Source organism: Nonomuraea sp. NPDC005692 (genome assembly GCF_040631115.1).
Lineage (GTDB): Bacteria > Actinomycetota > Actinomycetes > Streptosporangiales > Streptosporangiaceae > Nonomuraea.
Genome location: NZ_JBEXYU010000030.1, coordinates 64989 through 87500 on the forward strand (window position 1 = coordinate 64989; position 22512 = coordinate 87500).

Annotated in this window: 20 protein-coding genes; 9 read left to right on the forward strand and 11 right to left on the reverse strand. The window is 71.4% G+C overall.

What is annotated here, in order from left to right:
* Positions 1-111 precede the first annotated feature (111 nt).
* Both ABZ459_RS40685 and ABZ459_RS40690 read left to right on the forward strand, forming a co-directional pair.
* Positions 112-2250, forward strand: coding sequence for a serine/threonine-protein kinase (locus ABZ459_RS40685; RefSeq protein ID WP_357982647.1), 2139 nt, complete (start codon positions 112-114; stop codon positions 2248-2250).
* Positions 2251-2282: 32 nt separating this feature from the next.
* Positions 2283-4289 carry a beta-propeller domain-containing protein gene (locus tag ABZ459_RS40690; protein WP_357982650.1) on the forward strand — a complete coding sequence of 669 codons (2007 nt, stop codon included), beginning with the start codon at positions 2283-2285 and terminating at the stop codon, positions 4287-4289.
* Between the two features lie 37 nt (positions 4290-4326).
* On the opposite strand, the gene ABZ459_RS40695 is transcribed toward ABZ459_RS40690, so the two are convergent.
* A complete protein-coding gene (locus ABZ459_RS40695; RefSeq protein WP_357982653.1) occupies positions 4327-6063 on the reverse strand; it encodes a glycerol-3-phosphate dehydrogenase/oxidase in 1737 nt (578 codons plus the stop codon).
* Positions 6064-6133: 70 nt separating this feature from the next.
* Positions 6134-6904: a DeoR/GlpR family DNA-binding transcription regulator gene (locus ABZ459_RS40700; protein WP_357982655.1), complete on the reverse strand. Its 771-nt coding sequence runs from the start codon at positions 6902-6904 to the stop codon at positions 6134-6136.
* A gap of 128 nt (positions 6905-7032) precedes the next feature.
* Between ABZ459_RS40700 and ABZ459_RS40705 the strand changes: the two genes are divergently transcribed.
* The 4 genes from ABZ459_RS40705 to ABZ459_RS40720 are packed head-to-tail and all read left to right on the forward strand — an operon-like array spanning position 7033 to position 10772.
* Positions 7033-7905 carry a sugar isomerase gene (locus ABZ459_RS40705; RefSeq protein WP_357982658.1) on the forward strand — a complete coding sequence of 291 codons (873 nt, stop codon included), beginning with the start codon at positions 7033-7035 and terminating at the stop codon, positions 7903-7905.
* The gene (nagA, locus tag ABZ459_RS40710; RefSeq protein ID WP_357982661.1) at positions 7902-9035 is read left to right on the forward strand and encodes an N-acetylglucosamine-6-phosphate deacetylase; all 1134 of its coding nucleotides are present in this window, start codon (positions 7902-7904) and stop codon (positions 9033-9035) included. The genes ABZ459_RS40705 and nagA overlap by 4 nt, the downstream gene beginning before the upstream one ends.
* Complete coding sequence (locus ABZ459_RS40715) at positions 9035-9937, forward strand: 1-phosphofructokinase family hexose kinase (protein ID WP_357982664.1); 903 nt, start codon at positions 9035-9037, stop codon at positions 9935-9937. The genes nagA and ABZ459_RS40715 overlap by 1 nt, the downstream gene beginning before the upstream one ends.
* Before the next feature lie 10 nt (positions 9938-9947).
* The gene (locus ABZ459_RS40720; RefSeq protein WP_357982667.1) at positions 9948-10772 is read left to right on the forward strand and encodes a class II fructose-bisphosphate aldolase; all 825 of its coding nucleotides are present in this window, start codon (positions 9948-9950) and stop codon (positions 10770-10772) included.
* On the opposite strand, the gene ABZ459_RS40725 is transcribed toward ABZ459_RS40720, so the two are convergent.
* The 6 genes from ABZ459_RS40725 to guaB form a co-directional block, all read right to left on the reverse strand.
* Positions 10762-11196: a GNAT family N-acetyltransferase gene (locus ABZ459_RS40725; protein ID WP_357982670.1), complete on the reverse strand. Its 435-nt coding sequence runs from the start codon at positions 11194-11196 to the stop codon at positions 10762-10764. The two genes, ABZ459_RS40720 and ABZ459_RS40725, sit on opposite strands and share 11 nt — an antisense overlap.
* Positions 11193-11969, reverse strand: coding sequence for an aminoglycoside phosphotransferase family protein (locus ABZ459_RS40730; RefSeq protein WP_357982673.1), 777 nt, complete (start codon positions 11967-11969; stop codon positions 11193-11195). The genes ABZ459_RS40725 and ABZ459_RS40730 overlap by 4 nt, the downstream gene beginning before the upstream one ends.
* Before the next feature lie 48 nt (positions 11970-12017).
* Positions 12018-12707, reverse strand: a complete 690-nt coding sequence (locus tag ABZ459_RS40735; protein ID WP_357982676.1) for an SDR family oxidoreductase — start codon at positions 12705-12707, stop codon at positions 12018-12020.
* Between the two features lies 1 nt (position 12708).
* Positions 12709-13920: an RNA polymerase sigma factor gene (locus tag ABZ459_RS40740; RefSeq protein ID WP_357982679.1), complete on the reverse strand. Its 1212-nt coding sequence runs from the start codon at positions 13918-13920 to the stop codon at positions 12709-12711.
* Between the two features lie 191 nt (positions 13921-14111).
* A complete protein-coding gene (locus ABZ459_RS40745) occupies positions 14112-15233 on the reverse strand; it encodes a GuaB3 family IMP dehydrogenase-related protein (RefSeq protein WP_352362831.1) in 1122 nt (373 codons plus the stop codon).
* A gap of 4 nt (positions 15234-15237) precedes the next feature.
* The gene (guaB, locus tag ABZ459_RS40750; protein ID WP_357982682.1) at positions 15238-16719 is read right to left on the reverse strand and encodes an IMP dehydrogenase; all 1482 of its coding nucleotides are present in this window, start codon (positions 16717-16719) and stop codon (positions 15238-15240) included.
* 435 nt (positions 16720-17154) lie between these two features.
* Here guaB and ABZ459_RS40755 point away from each other — a divergent pair, with 435 nt between their 5' ends.
* Both ABZ459_RS40755 and ABZ459_RS40760 read left to right on the forward strand, forming a co-directional pair.
* The gene (locus ABZ459_RS40755) at positions 17155-18165 is read left to right on the forward strand and encodes a LuxR C-terminal-related transcriptional regulator (RefSeq protein WP_357982685.1); all 1011 of its coding nucleotides are present in this window, start codon (positions 17155-17157) and stop codon (positions 18163-18165) included.
* Positions 18166-18204: 39 nt separating this feature from the next.
* Positions 18205-18582, forward strand: a complete 378-nt coding sequence (locus ABZ459_RS40760) for a DUF5319 domain-containing protein (protein ID WP_090930411.1) — start codon at positions 18205-18207, stop codon at positions 18580-18582.
* Here the strand turns inward: ABZ459_RS40760 and ABZ459_RS40765 are convergent.
* Complete coding sequence (locus ABZ459_RS40765) at positions 18543-18743, reverse strand: hypothetical protein (RefSeq protein ID WP_357982688.1); 201 nt, start codon at positions 18741-18743, stop codon at positions 18543-18545. The two genes, ABZ459_RS40760 and ABZ459_RS40765, sit on opposite strands and share 40 nt — an antisense overlap.
* Positions 18740-19375, reverse strand: coding sequence for a sigma-70 family RNA polymerase sigma factor (locus tag ABZ459_RS40770; protein ID WP_090930520.1), 636 nt, complete (start codon positions 19373-19375; stop codon positions 18740-18742). The genes ABZ459_RS40765 and ABZ459_RS40770 overlap by 4 nt, the downstream gene beginning before the upstream one ends.
* Positions 19376-19930: 555 nt before the next feature.
* Between ABZ459_RS40770 and ABZ459_RS40775 the strand changes: the two genes are divergently transcribed.
* A complete protein-coding gene (locus tag ABZ459_RS40775; RefSeq protein WP_357982691.1) occupies positions 19931-20410 on the forward strand; it encodes an AAA family ATPase in 480 nt (159 codons plus the stop codon).
* A 425-nt stretch (positions 20411-20835) separates the two neighbouring features.
* On the opposite strand, the gene groL is transcribed toward ABZ459_RS40775, so the two are convergent.
* A complete protein-coding gene (groL, locus tag ABZ459_RS40780; protein ID WP_352318685.1) occupies positions 20836-22455 on the reverse strand; it encodes a chaperonin GroEL in 1620 nt (539 codons plus the stop codon).
* Positions 22456-22512: the final 57 nt, after the last annotated feature.

Sequence of the window (22512 nt, forward strand, 5' to 3'; positions counted from 1 at the left end):
TCCGCTCGGCTACCGGCGGGTAGTTTTTGCGGATTCGCGGGGTGGGGTCAGAATCCTCTTATGCCATCGTTCGCTCCGCTACGCCCGGGAGATCCGGCGAGTCTGGCCGGCATGGATCTCCTCGGCAGGCTTGGCGAGGGCGGCCAGGGCGTCGTCTACCTCGCGAAAGATCATTCCGGCGCGCACGTCGCCGTCAAGTTGCTGCGTCCCGACCTGTCCGGCGACGACGTGAGCGTCGAACGGTTCCTGCGCGAGGTCCAGGTGGCCCAGCAGGTGGCGCCGTTCTGCACCGCGGCCGTCCTCGGCACCGGCGTCGAGCTGGACCGGCCGTTCATCGTCAGCGAGTTCATCGAAGGGCCCTCGCTGCAGCGGGTGGTGCAGGAGGAGGGGCCGCGCACCGGATCCACGCTGCACCGGCTGGCCATCGGCACCGCGACCGCGCTGGCCGCCATCCACCAGGCCGGCATCGTCCACCGCGACTTCAAGCCCGCCAACGTCATCCTGGGCGCGGACGGCCCGCGGGTGATCGACTTCGGCATCGCGCGGGCGCTCAACGCGACCTCGACGATCAGCAGCATGGTCGTGGGCACGCCGTCGTACATGCCGCCCGAGCAGATCATGGGCCACACCGTCGGGCCGGCCGCCGACATGTTCTCGTGGGCCAGCGCCATGGTCTACGCGGCGTCGGGGCGGGCGCCGTTCGGCAGCGACACCATGCCCGCGGTGATCAACCGGGTCCTCAACCAGCAGCCCGACCTGGGCGTGCTCGACGGCGCGCTGCGCGACGTCGTGGCCGCGTGCCTGGCCAAGGACCCGGCGCAGCGGCCGACGGCCGAGCAGGTGATCATGCGCCTGCTCCAGCACCCGATGCCGGCGAACTCGCCCATCCTCGCCGCGGCCGCCGCCGAGGCCGTCCCCGCCGGGCCGCCCAGGACCGGACCGGTGGCGGGGCCGATGACGGCGCCGCCCCAGCAGCAACCGCAGGGACCGCCACAGGGACCGCCGCACGGGCCGCCGCCGCACGGGCCGATGACCGGGCCGGTGCCCGGGGGCCCGCAGCCGTACCCGCAGCAGCAGTGGCACCCGCCCGGCCCGTACGCGCAGCCCACCCACCCGGGCGTCCAGCCCCGGCGGCCGGCCGGGAAGAGCAGGGCGCCGCTCATCATCGGGGCCACGCTGGGCGTCGCCTTACTCGTGCTGGCCGGGCTCGTCGTGATCATCACCAACAACAGGACGACCCTGGCCGCCGACGGCGGCGTCACGACGCCCGCGTCCGCCCGGCCGTCCGGGCGCAGCGTTCCGCCCGCCACGCCGTCGGTCGCGCCGGTCTCCGTCCCCAAGGAGGGGCCGCGCAAGGCGCTGCCCGGCGCCGCGATCGGCCTCTACGAGAACGCCTCCGACGCGATCGTCCTGACCTCCTACGAGATCTACGACAAGAAGAAGGACGACTGGGTCGACCACGCCAGGGACTCGCTGCGCGGGCCGTTCCGCAAGTACGCCGGCAACTGGGAGTCGAACGTCTCCCCCGGTGGCCGCTACCTGGCCACCCGCGGCCGCAAGTACACCGACGACAACCACGACTACATCATCGTCAGCGACCGCCAGACGGGCGAGCGCACCACGATCAAGACCGTCCGCGGCCCGCTGATCGCCAGCATCCGCAGCTGGTCCGAGGACGGCTCCAAGATCCTGCTCAACATCGAGCGGAAGAGCGGCGACACCTGGACCTACCCGGGCTTCGTCATCGTGGACGTCGCCACGAAGAAGGCCGGAATCGTCATGGTGGACGACTCCGCCGTCCGCAAGACCGCCTTCGGCTGGGACGGCGAGGGCGCGGGCGTGATCAACATCTACGGCCCGGAGAAGAACCGCAGCCTGCGCTTCTTCGACGCCGACGGCAAGGCCACCCGCGACCTGCGCTCGGTCGGCAAGCTCCCCGCCGGCACCCAGGACGTCTTCTCCCCCTCGGGCGAGTCGCTCCTGTCCGAGTGCCCCAACGGCAGCGACGGCGACACCTGCGTGTGGGACGTCAAGTCGGGCGACCGCACGCACAAGTTCACCTCCGACTGCGACAAGGTGCTCGGCTGGTACGACGACACCCACCTCTACTGCTGGGAGCAGGACAACAACACCAAGGACGAGATCCAGGTCGTCGACCTCAAGGGCACCCTGCTCCGCAGGATCCTCGACGTGCCCGGCGACGTCGACTTCAGCCCGGTCTTCACCGCCAACCCGGCCAAGGGCTCCTGAACCATCCGGCCCGCGCAGCCGTCATGGAGGTCATGAAGACGCTGTTCCGTACGGCCGTGACCGCCGCGGCCCTCGCCATGGCCACGACGGCCTGCACCTCGGCGGCCACGGGCCAGGCGCCCGTGCCGAAGGTCACGCTCGACGCCGTCCGCCTGGTCGCCTACGACAGTTGCGACGACATGCTGTCGGGCCTGCGGGAGCACGCCGCGGAGAACGTCGGCCCGTGGGGCTTCGGCGGCCCGCAGATCATGTACATGGAGGACACCGCCGCCACCGCCAGGGCGAAGACCACCTCCAACACCCCGGACCACTCCACCACGAACGTGCACGAAGCGGGCGTGGACGAGCCCGACCTGGTCAAGACCGACGGCAACCGGATCGTCACGGTCGTGGACGGCACCCTGCGGATCATCGACACGGCGACCAGGAAGGTCACCGCGTCGGTCAAGCTCACCAAGAAGGACGAGCCCACCTTCACCCCCGCCGACCTGCTGCTCTCCGGCGACCGCGCGCTGGTGCTGTTCCGCGGCGGCGACATCATGGTGAAGTCCTTCGCGCCGCCCGGCGAGACCCGTTACGTCGTGGTCGACCTGGCCGGGCAGCCGAAGGTGCTGAGCACGATCCGGGCGCAGGGCTCGTACGTGGACGCCCGGATGATCGGCTCCACGGTCCGGCTCGTCACCCGCAGCCAGCCCGACATCACCTTCCCCGAGCCCAAGAGCCCGGACGCCACCGAGGCCGACCGCAAGAAGGCCAACCAGGACGTCGTACGGCGGGCGCCGCTGTCCGCCTGGCTGCCCACGGTCGAGATCACCGGCGGGTCCGGCGCGGTCAGGAAGGACACGGTCAAGTGCGAGCGGGTCAGCCACCCCGCCGACTACACCGGCACCTCGCTGCTCACCGTGCACACCATCGACCTGGCCCAGGACGTCGCCGCGACCGGCACCGAGCCCATCAGCCTGGCCGCCGACGGCGACACCGTCTACGGCAGCGGCAAGAGCCTGTACGTCGCCAGCAACCCCCGCTGGTGGTTCCCGGTGGTCACCGAGCCGATGCCGGTCGAGCCCGTGCCGACGGCCACCGACGGGGCGGCCCCGGCCGTCGAGCCCACCCCGAGCGACCCGGCCGTGACGAGCAGCGCCCCGGCCACGCCCGCCACGCCGGCCACCTCCGAGCCTGTGCCCGACCCCACTCCGACGGCGCCGCCCGAGGAGACCGAGGTCCACCGGTTCGACATCAGCGCCGCCGGCGCCCCCTCGTACGTGGCCTCCGGCAAGGTCCCCGGCCGCCTGCTGAACCAGTACTCGCTGTCGGAGTACGAGGACCACCTCCGCGTCGCCACCACCCTCACCTCCGCCGACGGCAAGAACAGCGCCAGCAGCGTGTACGTGCTCGACGCCGCCACCATGGCCAAGGTCGGCGAGGTCGGCGGCCTCGGCAAGGGCGAGCGCATCTACTCGGTCCGGTTCATCGGCCCGGTGGGCTACGTCGTGACGTTCAAGCAGGTGGACCCGCTCTACACGCTCGACCTGCGCGACCCGGCCGCCCCCAAGGTGACCGGCGAGCTGAAGATCACCGGCTACTCGGCCTACCTGCACCCCGGCGCGGACGGCAGGCTGATCGGCATCGGCCAGGAGGCCAGCGACAAGGGCAGGACGCTCGGCACGCAGGTCTCGCTGTTCGACGTCAGCGACCCGGCCGCCCCGCGCAGGCTGTCGCAGCTCTTCCAGAAGGAGTCGGGCTCCGAGGCCGAGTGGGACCCGCACGCGTTCCTGTACTGGCCGAAGACCGGGCTGTCGGTGCTCCCGCTGATGACCCCCAAGGAGTCGGGCGCGCTCGTGCTGAAGATCGACGACTCGGCCGTGACGAAGCTCGGCATGATCAAGCACCCCACGCACCAGGACAAGGACTACGCCTACCAGCCCGGCATCCAGCGCTCGATCATCATCGGCGACGCCCTCTGGACGCTGTCCTGGGACGGCCTCCAGGTCAACGACGCCACGACGCTGGCCCGTCAGGCGTGGATCCCGCTGCGCTGACCCGCTGTGAGGGCGGGTGACCGGTCCGCCGGAACGGTCACCCGCGCTCCGGCGCGACCACGGGCACGATCTCCGGGGCGCCCAGCCGGATGGCGTCGGCCTCCTGGTCGGAGTCCTGCTCCTGCGAGCGCCGCTCGGCCTCGACGCGTTTGGTGTAGTACTCCACCTCGCGCTTCACCTGCTCGGCGTCCCAGCCGAGCGGCCCGGCCAGCAGCTCGGCGGCCTCCTGCGCCACGGCCAGCCCGCGGTGGAAGGTCTCGATGGAGATGTGCGTGCGCCTGGTCAGCACGTCGTTGAGGTGCCTGGCGCCCTCGTGGGTGGCGGCGTGGACGATCTCGGCCCGCAGGTAGTCGTCGGCCCCGGCCAGCGGCCGGCCCAGCGACGGATCGTGCTCGATCAGCTCCAGCACCTCGTCGATGAGCGAGCCGTAGCGCTGGAGCAGGTGCTCGATGCGGGCGACGTGCAGGCCGGCGGAGTGGGCGAGGCGGTAGCGGGAGTTCCACAACGCCTGGTAGCCCTCGGCCCCGGCCAGCGGGATACGGTCGGTGCACGAGCGCGGCACCCGCTGGTCGAGCCCGTGCGCCACCGCGTCCACCGCGTCGCGGGCCATGACCCGGTACGTCGTGTACTTCCCGCCGGCGATCATCACCAGCCCCGGCACCGGATGCGCCACGACGTGCTCGCGCGACAACTTCGACGTCTGGTCGGACTCCCCCGACAGCAGCGGACGCAGCCCGGCGTAGACGCCCTCGACGTCGTCGCGGGTCAGCGGCACCGACAACACGGCGTTGACGTGGTCGAGCAGGTAGTCGATGTCGGCCCGGGAGGCCGCCGGATGGCCCTTGTCGAGCGTCCACTCGGTGTCGGTGGTGCCGATGATCCAGTGGCGGCCCCACGGGATCACGAACAGCACCGACTTCTCCGTGCGCAGGATGATGCCGGTGCGGGAGTGGATGCGGTCGCGCGGCACCAGCAGGTGGATGCCCTTGGAGGCCCGTACGTGGATCTGGCCGCGCCCGCCGACCAGCTCCTGGATGTCGTCGGTCCACACGCCCGTGGCGTTGACGACCTGCTGGGCGCGTACGTCGAACTCGGCGCCGGTCTCCAGGTCGCGCGCCCGCACGCCGGTGACCCGCTCGCCCTCCCGCAGGAACCCGACCACCTGGGCACGGGGCGCGATCCGGGCGCCGTACGTGGCGGCGGTGCGCAGCATGGTCATCACGTAGCGGGCGTCGTCGACCTGGGCGTCCCAGTACTGGACGGCGCCGGTGAGTGCGCTCTTCTTCAGCGCCGGGGCCAGCCGCAACGCCCGTGACCTGGACAGGTGCCGATGCCCCGGCACCCCGCGGGTGAGCCCGGAGGCGAAGCCGAGCGTGTCGTAGAGCGCCACGCCGGCTCCCACGTAGGGGCGTTCCCAGCCGAAGTGGGTCATCGGGAACAGGAACGGCACCGGCCGGACGAGGTGCGGCGCCAGGCGCTGGAGCAGCAGCGCCCGCTCCTGCAGCGCCTCGCGCACCAGGTCGAAGTTGAGCTGCTCCAGGTAGCGCAGGCCACCGTGGATGAGCTTGGACGAGCGCGACGAGGTGCCGGAGGCGAAGTCGCGGGCCTCCAGCAGGGCCACGTCGAGGCCCCGGGTCGCGGCGTCGAGCGCGGTGCCCGCCCCCACCACGCCGCCGCCGACCACGACCACGTCGAACTCCTGGGCGGACATCTCCGCCAGCGCCGCCGCGCGCTCGGTGGGCCCGAGCCGGGCCACGCTCCTACCCGCCGTCATCGTCTCCCCTTGCGTCGACTGCGGTCAGTACCTACCCGTACGCCCGGTTCCATGTAACGCAAGGGACGGCTCAGGCGCGTACGACCTTGACACCCGCCTCGGTGAGCCGGCCGGTGAGCTCGTCGGAGAGCCGTTCGTCGGTGACCAGCGTGTCGATCTGCTCGATCGGGCAGATGCGGGAGAAGGCCCGCCGGCCCACCTTGGAGGAGTCGGCCACCACGACGACCTGGGCGGCCCGGCTGATCAGCAGGTTGTTCACGCTGGCCTCGCCCTCGTGGTGGGCCGAGGCGCCCAGCTCGACGTCGATCGCGTCGACGCCGAGGAAGGCCACGTCGAGGGTGACCTGTTCGAGCACGCCCGAGGCCAGCGGCCCGATCAGCTCGTACGACTGCTGCCTGGCCACCCCGCCGGTGACCACGATCTTGACGTGCTGCCGCACGGTCAGCTCGGCGGCGATGTTCAGGGCGTTGGTGACGATCGTGAACCCGCTCTCCAGCGTGGACAGCGTGGCGAGGGTGCGGGCCAGCTCGGAGGTCGTGGTGCCGCCGTTGAGCCCGACCACGGCCCCCGGGCTGACCAGGTCGGCCGCCGCGGCCGCTATGCGGTGCTTCTCGTCGGCGTGCCTGGCCGTCTTGTAACGCAGCGGCAGGTCGTAGCTGACGCTCTGGGCGACGGCTCCGCCGCGCGTGCGCATGAGCATCTGCTGCTGGGCGAGCTGGTCGAAGTCACGCCGGATCGTGGCGGTCGAGACGTCGAGCGCCTGGGCGGCCTCCTCCACCGACAGCCTGCCCTCCTGGGCGAGCAGCTCCAGGATGGCGTTCCAGCGGTCGTAGCGGGACACGAAGCCTCCAATGAGATCCCTACGGGATCAAGCGTGGCACAGGCAGGGAGGCGAGAGCGACCACTGCACAAAACTGCGCTTTTACTGTATAAAAAAGGCAGAAACAAACACCAACGTGGAGGAACGCGGTGACCACCCATACCGAAGCCGAGATCGAGTCCCAGCCGTCCTGCTGGCGCCGCGCGGTGGCCGACGTGCCCGCAAGCGCGCTGCCCGAGCCCGGCGAGCGGGTGGCCGTCGTCGGCTGCGGCACGTCATGGTTCATCGCGATGGCCTACGCCACGCTGCGCGAGCAGGCCGGGCTGGGCGAGACCGACGCGTTCGCCGCCTCCGAGGCGCCGATCGGCCGCTCGTACGACAGGGTGCTCGCGCTGACCCGGTCCGGCACCACGACCGAGGTGCTGGAGCTGCTGTCCAGGACGAGCGCCCGTAAGACGGCCATCACCGCCGACCCGAAGACGCCGGTCATGACGGCCGCCGACGAGGTCATCGTGCTCGACTACGCCGACGAGACATCCGTCGTGCAGACCCGCTTCGCCACCACCCAGCTCGCCATGCTCCGTGCCAGCCTCGGCGAGGACCTGACCGGCGCGATCGCCGACGCCGAGCGGGCCCTGGCCGAGCCGCTGCCCGCCGAGCTCGTCGAGGCCGAGCAGTTCAGCTTCCTCGGCAACGGCTGGTCGGTCGGCCTGGCCCAGGAGGCCGCGCTCAAGATGCGCGAGGCGTCCCGGTCGTGGACGGAGGCGTACCCGGCGATGGAGTACCGGCACGGCCCGATCAGCATCGCGGGCCCCGGCCGCGTCACGTGGATGCTCGGCACCGCCCCCGAGGGCCTGCGCGAGCAGGTCGAGGCGACCGGCGGCACGTTCTTCGAGAGCGGCCTCGACCCCATGGCCGAGCTGGTGCGCGCCCAGCGGGTGGCGGTCGCGCGGGCCTTCGCCCGTGGGCTGAACCCCGACGAGCCCATGCACCTCACGCGATCTGTGATCCTTTCTTCATGAGCCTTACTCTCGCCGATGCCCGGATCGTGACCCCCGAAGGGGTGCACGAAGGGTGGCTGACCATCGAAGACGGCCGCATCACGCATGTCGGCCACGGATCGGCCCCCAGCCCCGGCCTGAGCCTCGGGGGGCGGCACGTCGTCCCCGGGTTCGTCGACATCCACAACCACGGCGGCGCGGGCGGGTCGTTCCCGACCGGCGACCAGGACAAGGCCCGCGACGCCGTGGCCCTGCACCGGCGGCACGGCACGACCACGATGATGGCCAGCCTGGTCACCGACGCGCTCGACGAGCTGTCCAGGGCCGCCTCCTCGCTGGCCGAGCTGTGCGAGGAGGGGCTGCTGGCGGGCATCCACTTCGAGGGGCCGTACATCGCCAAGGCCCGCTGCGGCGCGCACAACCCCGCCCTGCTGCGCGAGCCGTCGCCGCAGGAGCTGTCGGGGCTGGTCAAGGCCGCGCGCGGGCACGCGCGCATGGTCACCGTCGCCGCCGAGCTGCCCGGCGGGCTCGACACGATCCGCACGGCCGTCGGCGAGGGCCTGATCGCGGCGCTCGGCCACAGCGACGCCGACTACGACCAGGCGATCGCCGCCATCGAGGCGGGCGCCACCGTCGCCACCCACCTCTACAACGCGATGCCGCAGCTCGGCCACCGCGCGCCCGGCCCGATCGCCGCCCTGCTGGAGGACGAGCGCGTCACGGTCGAGCTGGTCAACGACGGTGTCCACGTGCACGCGGCGATGTTGCGCCTGGCCTACGAGGTGGCCGGTCCCGGCCGGACGGTGCTGATCACCGACGCGATGGCGGCCACGGGCCTCGGCGACGGCGACTACGTGCTCGGCCCCATGCGGGTGCGCGTGACCGACGGCGTGGCCAGGCTGGTCGAGGGCGGCTCGATCGCGGGCTCCACCCTCACCATGGACGCCGCCTTCCGCCGCGGCGTGCGGGAGCTCGGCATGTCGCTGCCGGACGCGGTCCAGGTGGCCTCGCTGACCCCCGCCAGGGTGCTCGGCCTGGCCGAGGAGATCGGTTCGATCGCCGTCGGCAAGGCGGCCGACCTGGTGGTGCTCTCCGGCGAGCTGGAGGTCGACGGCGTGATGAAGAACGGCGACTGGATCTCGGAGCCCTGATGATCATCACCGTGACGCTCAACGCCGCGCTCGACGTGACCTACGAGGTCCCGTCCGTCGCCTGGGACGGCGTCAACCGGGTCGGCGCCGTCCACCGGCGCGCCGGCGGCAAGGGCGTCAACGTGGCCCGCGTGCTGGCCGCCCTCGGCCAGGAGGTCCTGGTCACGGGGCTGGCGGGCGGGCCCACGGGGCGCGCGATCGAGCACGACCTGCGGGCCGCCGGGCTGCCCGCCGCGCTGACCGGCATCGCCGCCGAGTCCCGCACCACGCTGGTGGTCTCCGAGCCGAATGGGGCCACGCTGTTCAACGAGCCCGGCCCCGAGGTGACGGCGGCCGAGCTGGCCGCGTTCGTGGAGCGGTACACGTCGCTGCTGGCCGGCGCCGACGCGGTGGTGGTCTCCGGCAGCGTGCCGCGCGGCGTCCCCGCCGACGTCTACGCGACGCTGGCCGCCGTCGCCGCCCGCGCGGGCGTGCCGGCCATCGTCGACGCCGACGGCGATCCGCTGCGGCGCGCCCCGGAGGGCCGTCCGGCCGTCGTCAAGCCCAACGCCGAGGAGCTGGCCAGGGCGGTTCCCGGCGGCACCCCCGAGGAGGGCGCCCAGGCGCTGCGCGAGCGGGGGGCCGAGGCCGTGGTCGTCTCCATGGGCGCCGACGGGCTGCTCGCGGTGACCGGCGAGGGCACGTTCCGGGCCCGGATGCCCTACACCGTGCGCGGAAACCCGACCGGGGCCGGCGACTCGCTGGTCGCCGGGCTGGCGCTGGGCCTGGTCGAGGGCTCCCCGTGGCCCGACCGGCTGCGGCGGGCCGCGGCGCTGGGCGCGGCCGCCGTGGCCGCACCGGTCGCCGGCGACTTCGACGGCGAGGTCTACGCCGACATACACCCCCAGATCATCATCACGTAAGGAGCTCGTCATGGCCCTCGCCGGAATAGGCGACATCGTCCGGCAGTCCCCCGCAGGGGTGGGCGCGTTCAACGTGATCCAGTTGGAGCACGCCACCGCGATCGTGGCCGGCGCCGAGGCGCTCGGCCTGCCGGTCGTGCTGCAGATCAGCGAGAACTGCGTGCGCTACCACGGCGCGCTCGAACCCGTCGCGCTGGCCGCGCTGGCCGTCGCGCGCCGCGCGGAGGTGCCGGTCGCGGTCCACCTCGACCACGCCACCGACCGCGCGCTGGTGGAGGAGGCGGTCACGCTGGGCCTCGGCTCGGTGATGTACGACGCCTCCGCCCTGCCCGACGAGGAGAACGTGGCCGCCACGGCCGAGGTGGCGGCCTGGTGCCACGAGCGCGGCGTCTGGGTGGAGGCCGAGCTCGGCGAGGTCGGCGGCAAAGACGGCGTGCACGCGCCCGGCGCCCGCACCAAGCCCCACGAGGCGGTCGACTACGTCGCCAGGACCGGCGTCGACGCGCTCGCCGTGGCCGTCGGCACCTCGCACGCCATGACCACCAAGGACGCCGTGCTCGACCTGGAGCTCATCGCCGAGCTGCGGGCGGCGGTGCCGGTGCCGCTGGTGCTGCACGGCTCGTCCGGCGTGCCCGACGACGTGCTGCGCGAGGCCGTACGCAACGGCATGAAGAAGATCAATATCGCCACCCACCTGAACAAGGCGTTCACCCGGGCCGTACGCGACTACCTGGCCCACGACGAGCGGGTGGTCGACTCCCGCAAATACCTCAACGCGGGCCGCGACGCCGTGGCCCGCGAGGTGAGTCACCTGCTGGGCGTGCTCACCGGCTGAGCTCCTTGCGCATCACCACGGCCGACCGGCCGTCGAGGTCGGCCCGGCCGATCTCGGCGTAGCCGAGCGAGGTGTACAGCGCGATGTTCGAGGCCATCTTGACGTTGGTGTAGAGGCGCAGGGCGGGCAGGCCGAGCCGGGCGGCCTCCCGCTCGGCGTAGGCCAGCAGGCCCCGGCCGATGCCTCTGCCGTGCAGGTCGGGCCGGACCGCCACGTTGTCGACCAGCAGCGTGCCCTCCTCGGGGATGAGCACGACCAGCCCTTCCAGGCCGTCGGTGACGTGCACCCGGCCGGCGCCGATGAGGGCCGCGTAGTCGGCCTCCATGGGCAGCGGCCGCGTCCCGATGATCTCGGCCCATGGCTGGTAGGCGTCATGGACGAGTTGCTCGACGGCGGCCCTGTCGGCCTCCTGCGCCAGTCTCATGCCTCCAATGATCGCAGCACCCTCTCGACCTGACGATCGAAGGTGCCGGGGGGATTGCGCGGGCTGTCGTGCGAGAGCAGGAACAGCCAGACCAGGCTCTGCAACCTGCGGCAGTCGCGCAGCCGGCGTGCCTGCGGCCCGCTCAGCTCGAACCGGTCGGCGATCTCCACCTCGCCGTCCACCCACATCGAGACGTGCTCGGACAGCTCGGCCAGCTCGTAGACCAGGTCGCTGCGGCCGGAGTCCTCGAAGTCGACGATGCGCACGCGGGCGCCGTCCCACAGGAAGTTCGCCAGGTTGCCGTCGCCCGCCCCGAAAACCGGCCGTACGCCCGACTCCCCCGGACGCCGGCCCGCCAGCCAGCGCAGGCCCTCCTTGACCGCGCGGTCGGCCCGCGGGCCGCGCGGCCGCCAGGCGTCCAGCCATTCCCTGACCTGGCCGGCGAGCGCCTCGGCCTGCCACGGGCGCACCGGGACGGCCGCCAGCACGCCGGGCGGGACGGCCTCGTACAGCTCGGTGAGCGCCTCGGCCATGGCGGTCAGGGGCACCTCCTCGACGGCCAGGCCGCGCAGGGGCACGCCGGCGATCCTGGTCATGCGCACGACGCCGTCCTCGAAGGCGATCGGCCGCGGGGACAGGCCCGAAGCGTGCTCGGCCAGCAGGGTGAGCGCCCGCCACTCGCGCTCGGCCGCCCCCGGCTTGCCGTCGACATACCGCTTGGTGACGACGTCGCCGTCGAAGTCGAGGACGTGGGTGTACACAAGATCGGCCATGCTACGGCAGGATACGGCCCGCCTCACGAGCTCGCGCCCGCGAACGCGTCACCACGGCAGCGGCTGCCCGTCGCGGAAGAAGCCGCCGGTCGGCCCGTCGTCGGGCAGGTCCGCCGCCCACAACACGCTCCGCGCGCCCTCGGCGACCGGCCGCCCTCCCGGGCCGCCCATGTCGGTCGCCACCCACCCCGGGCAGACGGAGTTGACCAGGATGCCGTCCTCGCGCAGCTCGGCCGCGAGCATCCTGGTCAGCGCGTTCAGCGCCGTCTTCGACACCGTGTACGCGGGCGTGCCGCCGCCCATCGAGGCCAGCGAGCCGATCTCGCTGGAGACGTTGACGATCCGGCCGTGCGCGCCGCCGCGCAACAGCGGCAGCAGCGCGAGCGTGACCCGCCAGGCGCCCAGCAGGTTCGTCTCCAGCGCCTCCGACACCACGCCCAGGTCCGCCTCGCAGGCCCGCTGCCAGGTGTCGTAGTGGATGGCGGCGTTGTTGACCAGCACGTCGACCCGCCCATGGGTCTTCTCCAGCTCCCGCGCCAGCCCGGCCGCCGACTGCTCGTCGGCGACGTCGAGCCGCCGCGCCAGCACCTCGCCGCCGCCGATCCCGGCCGCCGCCTCGACGGCCTTGCGCTCGTCCCTGGCGGTCAGCACCACCGTGTCGCCCGCCGCCGCGAGCTGCCTGGCCACCTCCAGCCCGATCCCCCGGTTGGCCCCCGTGACCACGCACACCCGGTCCATCTCACGTCCCCCTCAACGTCGCGCGCCTGCGGCGCAGGAACTCCCGCTCGACCTCGTTGCCCGCCCGGGCGATGGCCTCGCCGTACGCCTGCGCCGCCTCCCCGTCGCGTCCCAGCCGCCGCAGCAGGTCGGCCCGTACGGCGTGGAACAGGTAATAGCCTGTCACCTCCAGCCCCTCCACCAGCGCCAGACCCGCCTCGGCGCCCTCCGCCTCGGCCACCGCCACCGCGCGGTGCAACGCCACGACCGGCCCCGGCCTGAACGCCAGCAGCAGGTCGTAGAGCTGGACGATCTGCCGCCAGTCGGTCTCCCCCGCGCTCGCCGCGTCGCCGTGCACGGCGTTGATCGCGGCCTGCACCTGGTAGGGCCCCGGCCGTCCCCACCGCAGGCAGCGCCGTACGATCGTCTGCCCCTCCTCGACCAGCGCGCGGTCCCACAGGGCGCGGTCCTGCTCGGGCAGCGGCACCAGCTCGCCGCCGCCCGCGGTGCGCGCCGCCCGGCGTGACCGGACCAGCAGCATCAGCGCCAGCAGGCCCCACACCTCGGGCTCGTCCGGCATCAGCTCGGCCAGCAGCCGGCCGAGCCGGACGGCCTCCGCGCACAGGTCCTCGCGCACCAGCCGCTCGCCCGAACTGGCCGTGTAGCCCTCGTTGAAGATCAGGTAGACCACCGCCAGCACCGCGCGCAGCCGGTCCGGCAGGTCCGCCGCCGCCGGCACCCGGTACGGGATCCCCGCCCGCCGGATCCTGCTCTTGGCCCTGACCAGCCGCTGGGCCATGGTCGTCTCCGGCACCAGGAACGCGTGCGCGATCTCGGCCGTGCTCAGCCCGCCGAGCAGCCGCAACGTGAGAGCCACCCGGGCGTGCGGGGCGAGCGCCGGATGGCAGCAGGTGAAGATCAGGCGCAGCCGCTCGTCCCGCACGGGCCCCTCCTCGGCGGGCTCGTCCCGGACGTTCAGCAGCGCCGCCTGCACGTGCTTGTCGTGGCGGCCCGACTCCCTGCGCAACCGGTCGACGGCCCGGTTCCTGGCGGTCGTGATGATCCAGCCGGCCGGGCTCGGCGGCGGGCCCGCCTGCGGCCACTGCCGCAACGCGATCGCGAACGCCTCCTGCACCGCCTCCTCGGCGACGTCGATGTCACCGAACACGCGGACGAGCACCGCCACCGCGCGGCCGTACTCCTCCCGGAAGGCCCGTTCGACCTGATCGGACATGCTGCAACCACCTCGCCGACACGTGCGTCCCCTTATGCGTCCTACACGAACGGCGGCGGCCCGATTCGACACGGCGGGACGGCGGGAACCCCGGAAAGCACTCGGCTCCCGGAGGCCGCAACCCCCGGGAGCCGTCGCAGACGTCGGTCAGACGCCGGTCAGACGTCGGTCAGACGCCGGCCAGATGTCGGTCAGCGCTGGATCGGCGCGACCACGACCTCGACCCGCTGGAACTCCTTGATGTCGGAGTAGCCGGTGGAGGCCATCGTGCGCTTGAGCGCGCCCATCAGGTTCATCGAGCCGTCGGCCACGCTGGAGGGGCCGTGCAGGATCTGCTCCAGCGTCCCGACCGTGCCGAACTCCACGCGACGGCCGCGCGGCAGGTCGGGGTGGTGGGCCTCGGAGCCCCAGTGGAAGCCGTGGCCGGGGGCCTCGGACGCCCTGGCCAGCGGCGAGCCCACCATGACGGCGTCGGCCCCGCACGCGATGGCCTTGGCGATGTCGCCCGAGGTGCCCATGCCGCCGTCGGCGATCACGTGGACGTACCGGCCGCCGGACTCGTCCATGTAGTCGCGGCGCGCCGCGGCCACGTCGGAGATCGCGGTGGCCATCGGCACGGCCACGCCCAGCACGTTGCGGGTGGTGTGCGAGGCGCCGCCGCCGAAGCCGACCAGCACGCCCGCCGCGCCCGTGCGCATCAGGTGCAGCGCCGCGGTGTAGGTGGCGCAGCCGCCGACGATGACCGGCACGTCGAGCTCGTAGATGAACTGCTTGAGGTTGAGCGGCTCGGCGCGGCCCGAGACGTGCTCGGCCGAGACGGTGGTGCCGCGGATGACGAAGATGTCCACGCCGGCGTCGATCACGGCCTTGTGGTACTGGACCGTGCGCTGCGGCGACAGGCGGACGGCCGTCGTCACCCCGGACGCCCGGATCTCCTCGATCCGGCGCCCGATCAGCTCCTCCTTGATCGGCGCGTCGTAGATCTCCTGGAGCCGCCGGGTCGCGGCCGCGGCGTCGAGGGCGGCGCACTCCTCCAGCAGCGGGGACGGGTCTTCGTAGCGCGTCCAGAGCCCTTCGAGGTCGAGGGGGGCCAGGCCGCCGAGCCGGCCGATCTCGATCGCGGTGGCGGGCGAGACCACGCTGTCCATGGGGGCGACGACGACGGGCAGCTCGAACCGGTAGGCGTCGATCTGCCAGGCGATCGACACCTCTTCCGGGTCACGGGTGCGTCGCGAGGGCACGAGCCCGATCTCGTCGAGCGCGTACGCCCTCCGCCCGGTCTTGCCCCGGCCGATCTCCACCTGCTGAGTCATGAACTTACCTTCTGTGATAGTTCGGAGCTTCCACGGTCATCTGGATGTCGTGGGGGTGGCTCTCCTTGAGGCCCGCTGCCGTGATCGGCATGAGCTCGCAGTCGGTGTGCATCTGCTCGATCGTGCGGCACCCGGCGTACCACATGCCCTGGCGCAGCCCGCCGATGAGCTGGTGGGCGACGGCCGCGACCGGCCCGCGGTAGGGCACCTGCCCCTCGATGCCCTCGGGGATGTACTTGTCGTCGCCGCCGACGTCGGCCTGCGCGTAGCGGTCCTTGCTGAAGGAGGTGCCGCCGCGCTCGCGGTTGCGCACCGCGCCGAGCGACCCCATGCCCCGGTACGACTTGAACTGCTTGCCGTTGATGAAGATCAGCTCGCCCGGCGACTCCTCGCAGCCGGCGAGCAGCGAGCCCAGCATGACCGTGTCGGCGCCGGCCGCGATGGCCTTGACGATGTCGCCGGAGTACTGGAGGCCGCCGTCGCCGATCACCGGCACCCCGGCCGGGGCGCACGCCCTGGACGCCTCGTGGATGGCCGTCACCTGCGGCGCGCCCACGCCGGCCACCACGCGGGTGGTGCAGATGGAGCCGGGGCCGACGCCGACCTTGACCGCGTCGGCGCCCGCGTCGACCAGCATCTGGGCGCCCGCCCTGGTCGCGATGTTGCCGCCGATGACCTGGACCTTGCTGTTGGCCTTGAGCTTGGCGATCATGTCGGCCAGGCCCTTGGAGTGACCGTGGGCCACGTCGACGACGACGACGTCGACCCCGGCCTCGATCAGCGCCTTGGCCCGCAGCTCGGCGTCGCCGCCGACGCCCACGGCCGCGCCGACCAGCAGGCGGCCGTCGGCGTCCTTGGTGGACAGCGGGTACTGCTCGCTCTTGGTGAAGTCTTTGACCGTGATCAGGCCGCGCAGCCTGCCGTCGGAGTCGACGAGGGGCAGCTTCTCGATCTTGTTCTGCCGCAGCAGCGCGAACGCGTCGTCGCGCGAGACCCCCACCGGCGCGGTGACCAGCGGCATCTTGGTCATGACCTCGCGCACAGGACGGGTCTGGTCGCTCTCGAAGCGCATGTCGCGGTTGGTCACGATGCCGACCAGCGTGCCCGCCACGTCCGTCACCGGCACGCCGGAGATCCGGTACGTCGCACACAGCCGCTCGACGTCGGCCAGCGTGTCGTCGGGGCTGCAGGTCACCGGGTTGGTCACCATGCCGGCCTCGGACCGCTTGACCAGGTCGACCTGCTGGGCCTGCTCCTCGACCGACAGGTTGCGGTGGAGGATGCCGATGCCGCCCTGGCGCGCCATGGCGACCGCCATGCGGGCCTCGGTGACGGTGTCCATGGCCGCGGAGACGAGCGGGATGGACAGCGTGATGTCCCGTGACAGACGAGATCTGGTGTCGGCCTCACCTGGTTGGAGATCGGAGTAGCCGGGCACCAGCAGCACGTCGTCGAAGGTCAAACCCATCTCGGTGAACTTGGACATGCCTCGGCCCCCTCCTGACCTCTGCGCTGATTGACCTAAGTCTAGGGCCTGGCTCCAAAACGCAACGAAGCCGGGCGCACGACGGCCCCACGCCCCGTCGTGCGCCCGGCCTCGCCGTCCGCAACGCGCAAAGTGCAGGGGGATGGGACGGTCGGTGATCCGTCCCATCCCCCGGCCACCGGCACCCAGGCCTGGCGGCGTGTTCACGCCACCGAACCCCCCTCCGCGTCCTGATGGCGGCTGCCGCAAGGCCCCGCTTCAGGGTGCCGACGCTAGGTAAAGCGTGCGTCACTCAACGGCACGACGCAATGTGAAAACGTGCAATTGCACGAAGTTGCACGTTCCGCCGACGATTCCACGGCAAGCCCCGGACACGCAGGCGGTACGGGGTTATCCTCGCGGCACGCCCGTGTCCCCCCGACGGAGCCGCCCATAATGCGTAATCAGCCCAGGCGCGTTGCAGAGCCCTTCGAGACGCTGGGCCTCGACCCGGCGCAGACCGCCCTTTACACGGCGCTGCTACGCCTGCACAGGGCCACGCGCACCGACCTCGCCCAGGCCATGGACGGCCCCGTCGAGAAGGTCGGCCGTCAGCTCGACGACCTGGTCAGGCTGGGGGTGGTCGACGAGCAGTCCGGCGAGTACCTGGCCAGGCACCCGGCGGCGGCGCTCGGCCGGGTCATCGCCGAGCGGCTCGACCGGCTGGCCGAGGAGAGCCGCAGGATCGACTCCGCGCTCGGCTCCATCCGCGGCCTGATCCACGACTACGACGCCGGCCGCGATTATCAGAGCGGGACATTCCCGGTGGAGATGGTGAACGGCGCGGACGTCCTCTACGAGAGCGTGGTCGGCATAGCCGTGCAATCGCCGCCCATGGAGTTGTTGACTGCAATCCCGGATGAGCGCACAATGGCAGATTTTGTTCGTAAATTTGCGGACCCATGGATTGATGCGCAAAAACGGCAACTTCTTACCGTTCAGGCGATCATTCCGGTCTCCACGCTGAGCCTGCCAGGCGTACGCGATCAGCTCACCCGGCTGCTCGACACCGGCGGCAGGGTGCGCACGCTCGACCGGGTGCCGAGCTGGTTCATGACGGCCGGGCCCGAGGTCGCCGGCCTGCCCGCCCTGTGGGGCGGCAACCTGCCCGACCACGCCTACAACTTCTACCTGGTACGCACGCCGATCGTCGTCGGCATGCTGCGCTCGCTGTTCCAGGAGCTGTGGGGCCGCGCCGTGCCGCTGCCCTGGGGGCGCAGGGGCGACGGGATGGTCCAGGTGCTCCGTCTGGCCGCGCAGGGCGTGTGCGACGACTCCATCGCCCGCCAGCTCGGCGTCTCGGTCCGTACGGTGCGAGCGAGGTTCGCCGACGCCATGGCCGAGCTGGGCGCCCAGTCGCGGTTCCACGCCGGCGTGGAGGCCGCCAGACGGGGATGGCTCAGCTAATACTCTCCGCCGGGGCCGCTTCGGTCATATGGTGGGAAGGTGCTGGAAGACGTCCCCCGCGACCCGTTCGCGGACGACCCGAACGACCCGTCCTCGGCGATGGGCGCTCTCGACGACGCCGAGCCACTCACCGCGGCCGAGCGCGACGAGGCCATCACCGACCTGGCAGACGTCGAGGTCTTTCGCTCCCTGCTCGAACCGCAGGGGGTGCTGGGCCTCGTGCTCGACTGCCCCGAGTGCGGCGAGCAGCACTTCTTCGACTGGGAGCTGCTGCGCGGCAACCTTCGCCAGATGATCGAGAAAGGCCAGCCCCAGGTGCACGAGCCGGCCTTCCACCCCGACCCCGCCGACTACGTCAGCTGGGAGTACGCCCGAGGCTATGTCGACGGCGTCATCGACACGGAGGAGCGCCGCTGATCGACTTCCTCCGAGACATCGTCCAGTAGCGCGCCCAGCAACCGCACCGCAGGGTCGGACGAGTCCCGCGCCCGGCCCCGCGCGACCGCGTCGAGCAGCTCGTCGGTCTGGAGCAGGTCGTCGGCCTCGAGAAGCGCATGGAGCTCGTCCTCCGGCGTCAAGCCGACTCCAGCTCGGCCATCTGCCGCAACCTGGCCAGCGCCCGATGCTGGGCTACGCGGACCGCACCTGGTGACATACCGAGTACATTACCGGTCTCCTCGGCCGACAGCCCCGACACCACCCGCAACAGCAGCAACTCCCGCTGGTTGTCGGGCAGCCTGGCCAGCAGCCTGCGCGCGTGCTCGACCTCGATGTAGCGGACCACCGTCTCCTCGGGCCCCGGGCCGTCGTCGGGCCCGTCGGGCAGATCCTGGGTGGGCACGGCCGAGCGCACCGAGCTGCGCAGCGCGTCGGCCACCTTGTGCGAGGCGATCCCGAACACGAAGGACGCGAATGGCCGCCCCATGTCCCGGTATCGCGGCAGCGCGGACAACACCGCGATGCACACCTCCTGGGCTACGTCATCGGCAATGTGATATTGCCCTGAAACCCTGCCCAGCCTGGCGCGGCAATACCGCACCACCATGGGACGCAACTCCCCGAGCAGGGATTCGATCGCACTGCGATCTCCCTGCACGGCGAGGCTCGTCAGTTCCCTAAGGTCGGAGTCATCCGTCCGTGCCGGAAGTCTCGACGCGAGCCTTACCCCAATTTTGGCGTCGGCGACGCTTCCCTCGCTCACGATAGGCATGATGCCCGCACTGATCGGGCCTGTCCCCATGGCGAACGGCTACGGATTGGTCACATTGAAGCGACGATAACTAACAGTAATCAGTCGACCACACTAAGCCTTATAAGCTGACATAATGTTTCACCCCATAAGCCGAAATGCACGACAATTGCCAGACCCCGACGCTTAACCCGGACTGCCGGTTTACTCCAATAATCCACCTCTTCCCCCATTTTCCCCCGCCCCCACCGCCTTCCGCCCCACCAGCCCCAGCCGCATTTCCTCACCCCCGAAACCCACCAGCCCCCTCCCCGCACCCGTCCCACCCGCTCCCGGACCCGCCGGCCGGCGACGACCCACGCCGCCCCGCGAAAGCCACCGGGCCGCCCAAGGGGGTGTGTCCGAGGGGCGTCACAACGCTGTGATCACTTACTGGCGGCGGCAGGCAAGCGAGCCGAGCGGGCTTCCGTGGTCCGAGTTGCGGGGACTGCGGAAGCCCATGGCCGACGCCACCAGATCGCCGACGTGGGTGAGCTGAAGCCGGCCGAGGTCGGGACGGTTCGGTAGTCTCCTCCGATGGCGAAGATCCTGGTCACGGGGATGTCGGGAACCGGCAAGTCCACGGCGTTGGAGATGCTGGCGGCCCGGGGCCATCGCGCCGTTGACACTGATAGCGACCAGTGGAGCCACTGGGTGACCTTGTCGGACGGATCCACTGATTGGGTGTGGCGTGAGCCGGCCATCATTGACCTGCTCACCAACCACGGTGAGGGCGCACTCTTCGTGGCCGGCTGCAAGTCCAATCAAGGCCGGTTCTACCCGCACTTCGACCACGTCGTCCTGCTCAGCGCGCCCGCTGAGGTCATGCTTGCTCGCATCGCGACACGCACCAACAACCCCTTCGGCAAGCGCCCTGAGGAGCGTGAAGCCGTCCTGCGTGCCCTGGCCGACGTCGAGCCGCTGCTCAGGGCCACCTCCACGCTCGAGATCGACGCTTCTGCGCCGATCGACAAGGTCGTCCAGCAGCTTGAGGAACTCGCGCAAACGACGCCGTGACCGAAGGTTGCGGAGACAGGCGCACTCCGATCTCGCCGCTTCGAGGTTCGGGCGCAGGCCGCCAGGAGCTCCGTGAGGCGCTCAGCCGGGTGTCCCGGTCCAGCGTCTTGCGAGGCCGGACGGGCAGCTCTGCGGCGACGGCGTCGAGTCACTCGCGGGTGGGGACCGAGTCGGCGCCCTCGGGGAACTACTGCGCAGCAGGCCGTCGGTGTTCTCGTTGCAGCCTCGCTGCCATCGGCCGTCGGTCGCAGGAGACCGAGACGTCGGCGGCAGGGGGAAGACGCCGTGGGAGCCCAGTTCTGATCCCTGGTCCAGGCAAGAGATCGCAGCAGACGTGGCAGAGACGTGACGGTCTGGCTGAAAGCCGACGGCCCGCGCCGGAGGGAACCGGTGCGGGCCGTACGGGCGCGGGGGAAACAGGCGGGTCAGTGGCCGTGACCGTGGCCGTGGCCCTGGCCGGCGGCCGGAGCCTCCTCCTCGGGCTTGTCCACCACGAGCGCCTCGGTCGTCAGGAGCATGCCCGCGATCGAAGCCGCGTTCTGCACCGCGGACCGGGTCACCTTGACGGGGTCGATGACACCCTGGGCGATCAGGTCGACGTACTCGCCGGTGGCGGCGTTGAGGCCCTGGCCGGCGGGCAGCTCGGCGACCTTGTGGGTCACCACGTAGCCCTCCAGGCCGGCGTTCTCGGCGATCCAGCGGGCCGGCTCGACCAGCGCGCGGCGCACGACGCCGACACCGGTGGCCTCGTCGCCGGTCAGGCCGAGGTCGTCGAGCTCCTTGCCCACGTGGATGAGGGCCGAGCCACCGCCGGAGACGATGCCCTCCTCGATCGCGGCGCGGGTCGCGGAGATCGCGTCCTCGAGGCGGTGCTTCTTCTCCTTCAGCTCCACCTCGGTGGCGGCGCCGACGCGCAGCACGCACACACCGCCGGCGAGCTTGGCCAGGCGCTCCTGCAGCTTCTCGCGGTCCCAGTCGGAGTCGGACTGCTCGATGGCAATCTTGATCTCCTTGACGCGGTCCTCGATCGCCTGCTGGTCGCCGGCGCCGTCGACGATGGTCGTGGCGTCCTTGGTGACGACGACGCGGCGGGCGGTGCCGAGCACCTCGAGGCCGACGTGCTCCAGCTTGAGGCCGACCTCTTCGCTGACGACCTGGCCGCCGGTGAGGATCGCCATGTCCTGGAGCATCGCCTTGCGGCGGTCACCGAAGCCCGGGGCCTTGACGGCCACGGAGGTGAAGGTGCCGCGGATCTTGTTGGTGACCAGGACGGCCAGGGCCTCGCCCTCGACGTCCTCGGCGACCACGAGCAGCGGCTTCTTGGTCTGGGCGACCTTCTCCAGCAGCGGCAGGAAGTCGGCGATGGAGGAGATCTTGCCCTGGGTGAGCAGGATGTACGCGTCCTCCAGGACGGACTCCATGCGCTCGGGGTCGGTCACCATGTAGGCCGACAGGTAGCCCTTGTCGAACTGCATGCCCTCGGTGAACTCGAGCTCCATGCCCATGGCGTTGGACTCTTCGACGGTGAGGACACCGTCCTTGCCCACCTTGTCGAACGCCTCGGCGATCAGCTCGCCGATCTTGGCGTCCTGGGCGGAGATGGTGGCGACGTTGGCGATCTCCTTCTTGTCGCCCACCTCGCGCGCGCTGGCCAGCAGCCGGTCGCTGATCTCCTTGGCGGCCTTGTCGATGCCACGCTTGAGCGACAGCGGCGAGGCGCCGGCGGCCACGTTGCGCAGGCCCTCGCGGACCATCGCCTGGGCCAGCACGGTGGCGGTGGTGGTGCCGTCGCCCGCGATGTCGTTGGTCTTGGTGGCTACTTCCTTGGCGAGCTGGGCGCCGAGGTTCTCGTAGCGCTCCTCCAGCTCGATCTCACGAGCGATGGTCACACCGTCGTTCGTGATCGTCGGCGCACCGAACTTCTTGTCGATGACGACGTTACGGCCACGCGGGCCGAGGGTTACCTTCACGGCGTCCGCGAGGGCGTTGACACCGCGCTCAAGCGCGCGACGGGCGTCCTCGTCGAACTGCAGGATCTTCGCCATGCTGAAAGTCCTCTCCTGGCGTCGAAAGCCCCGGGCCCTCAAGAGCGCCCGGGGCTC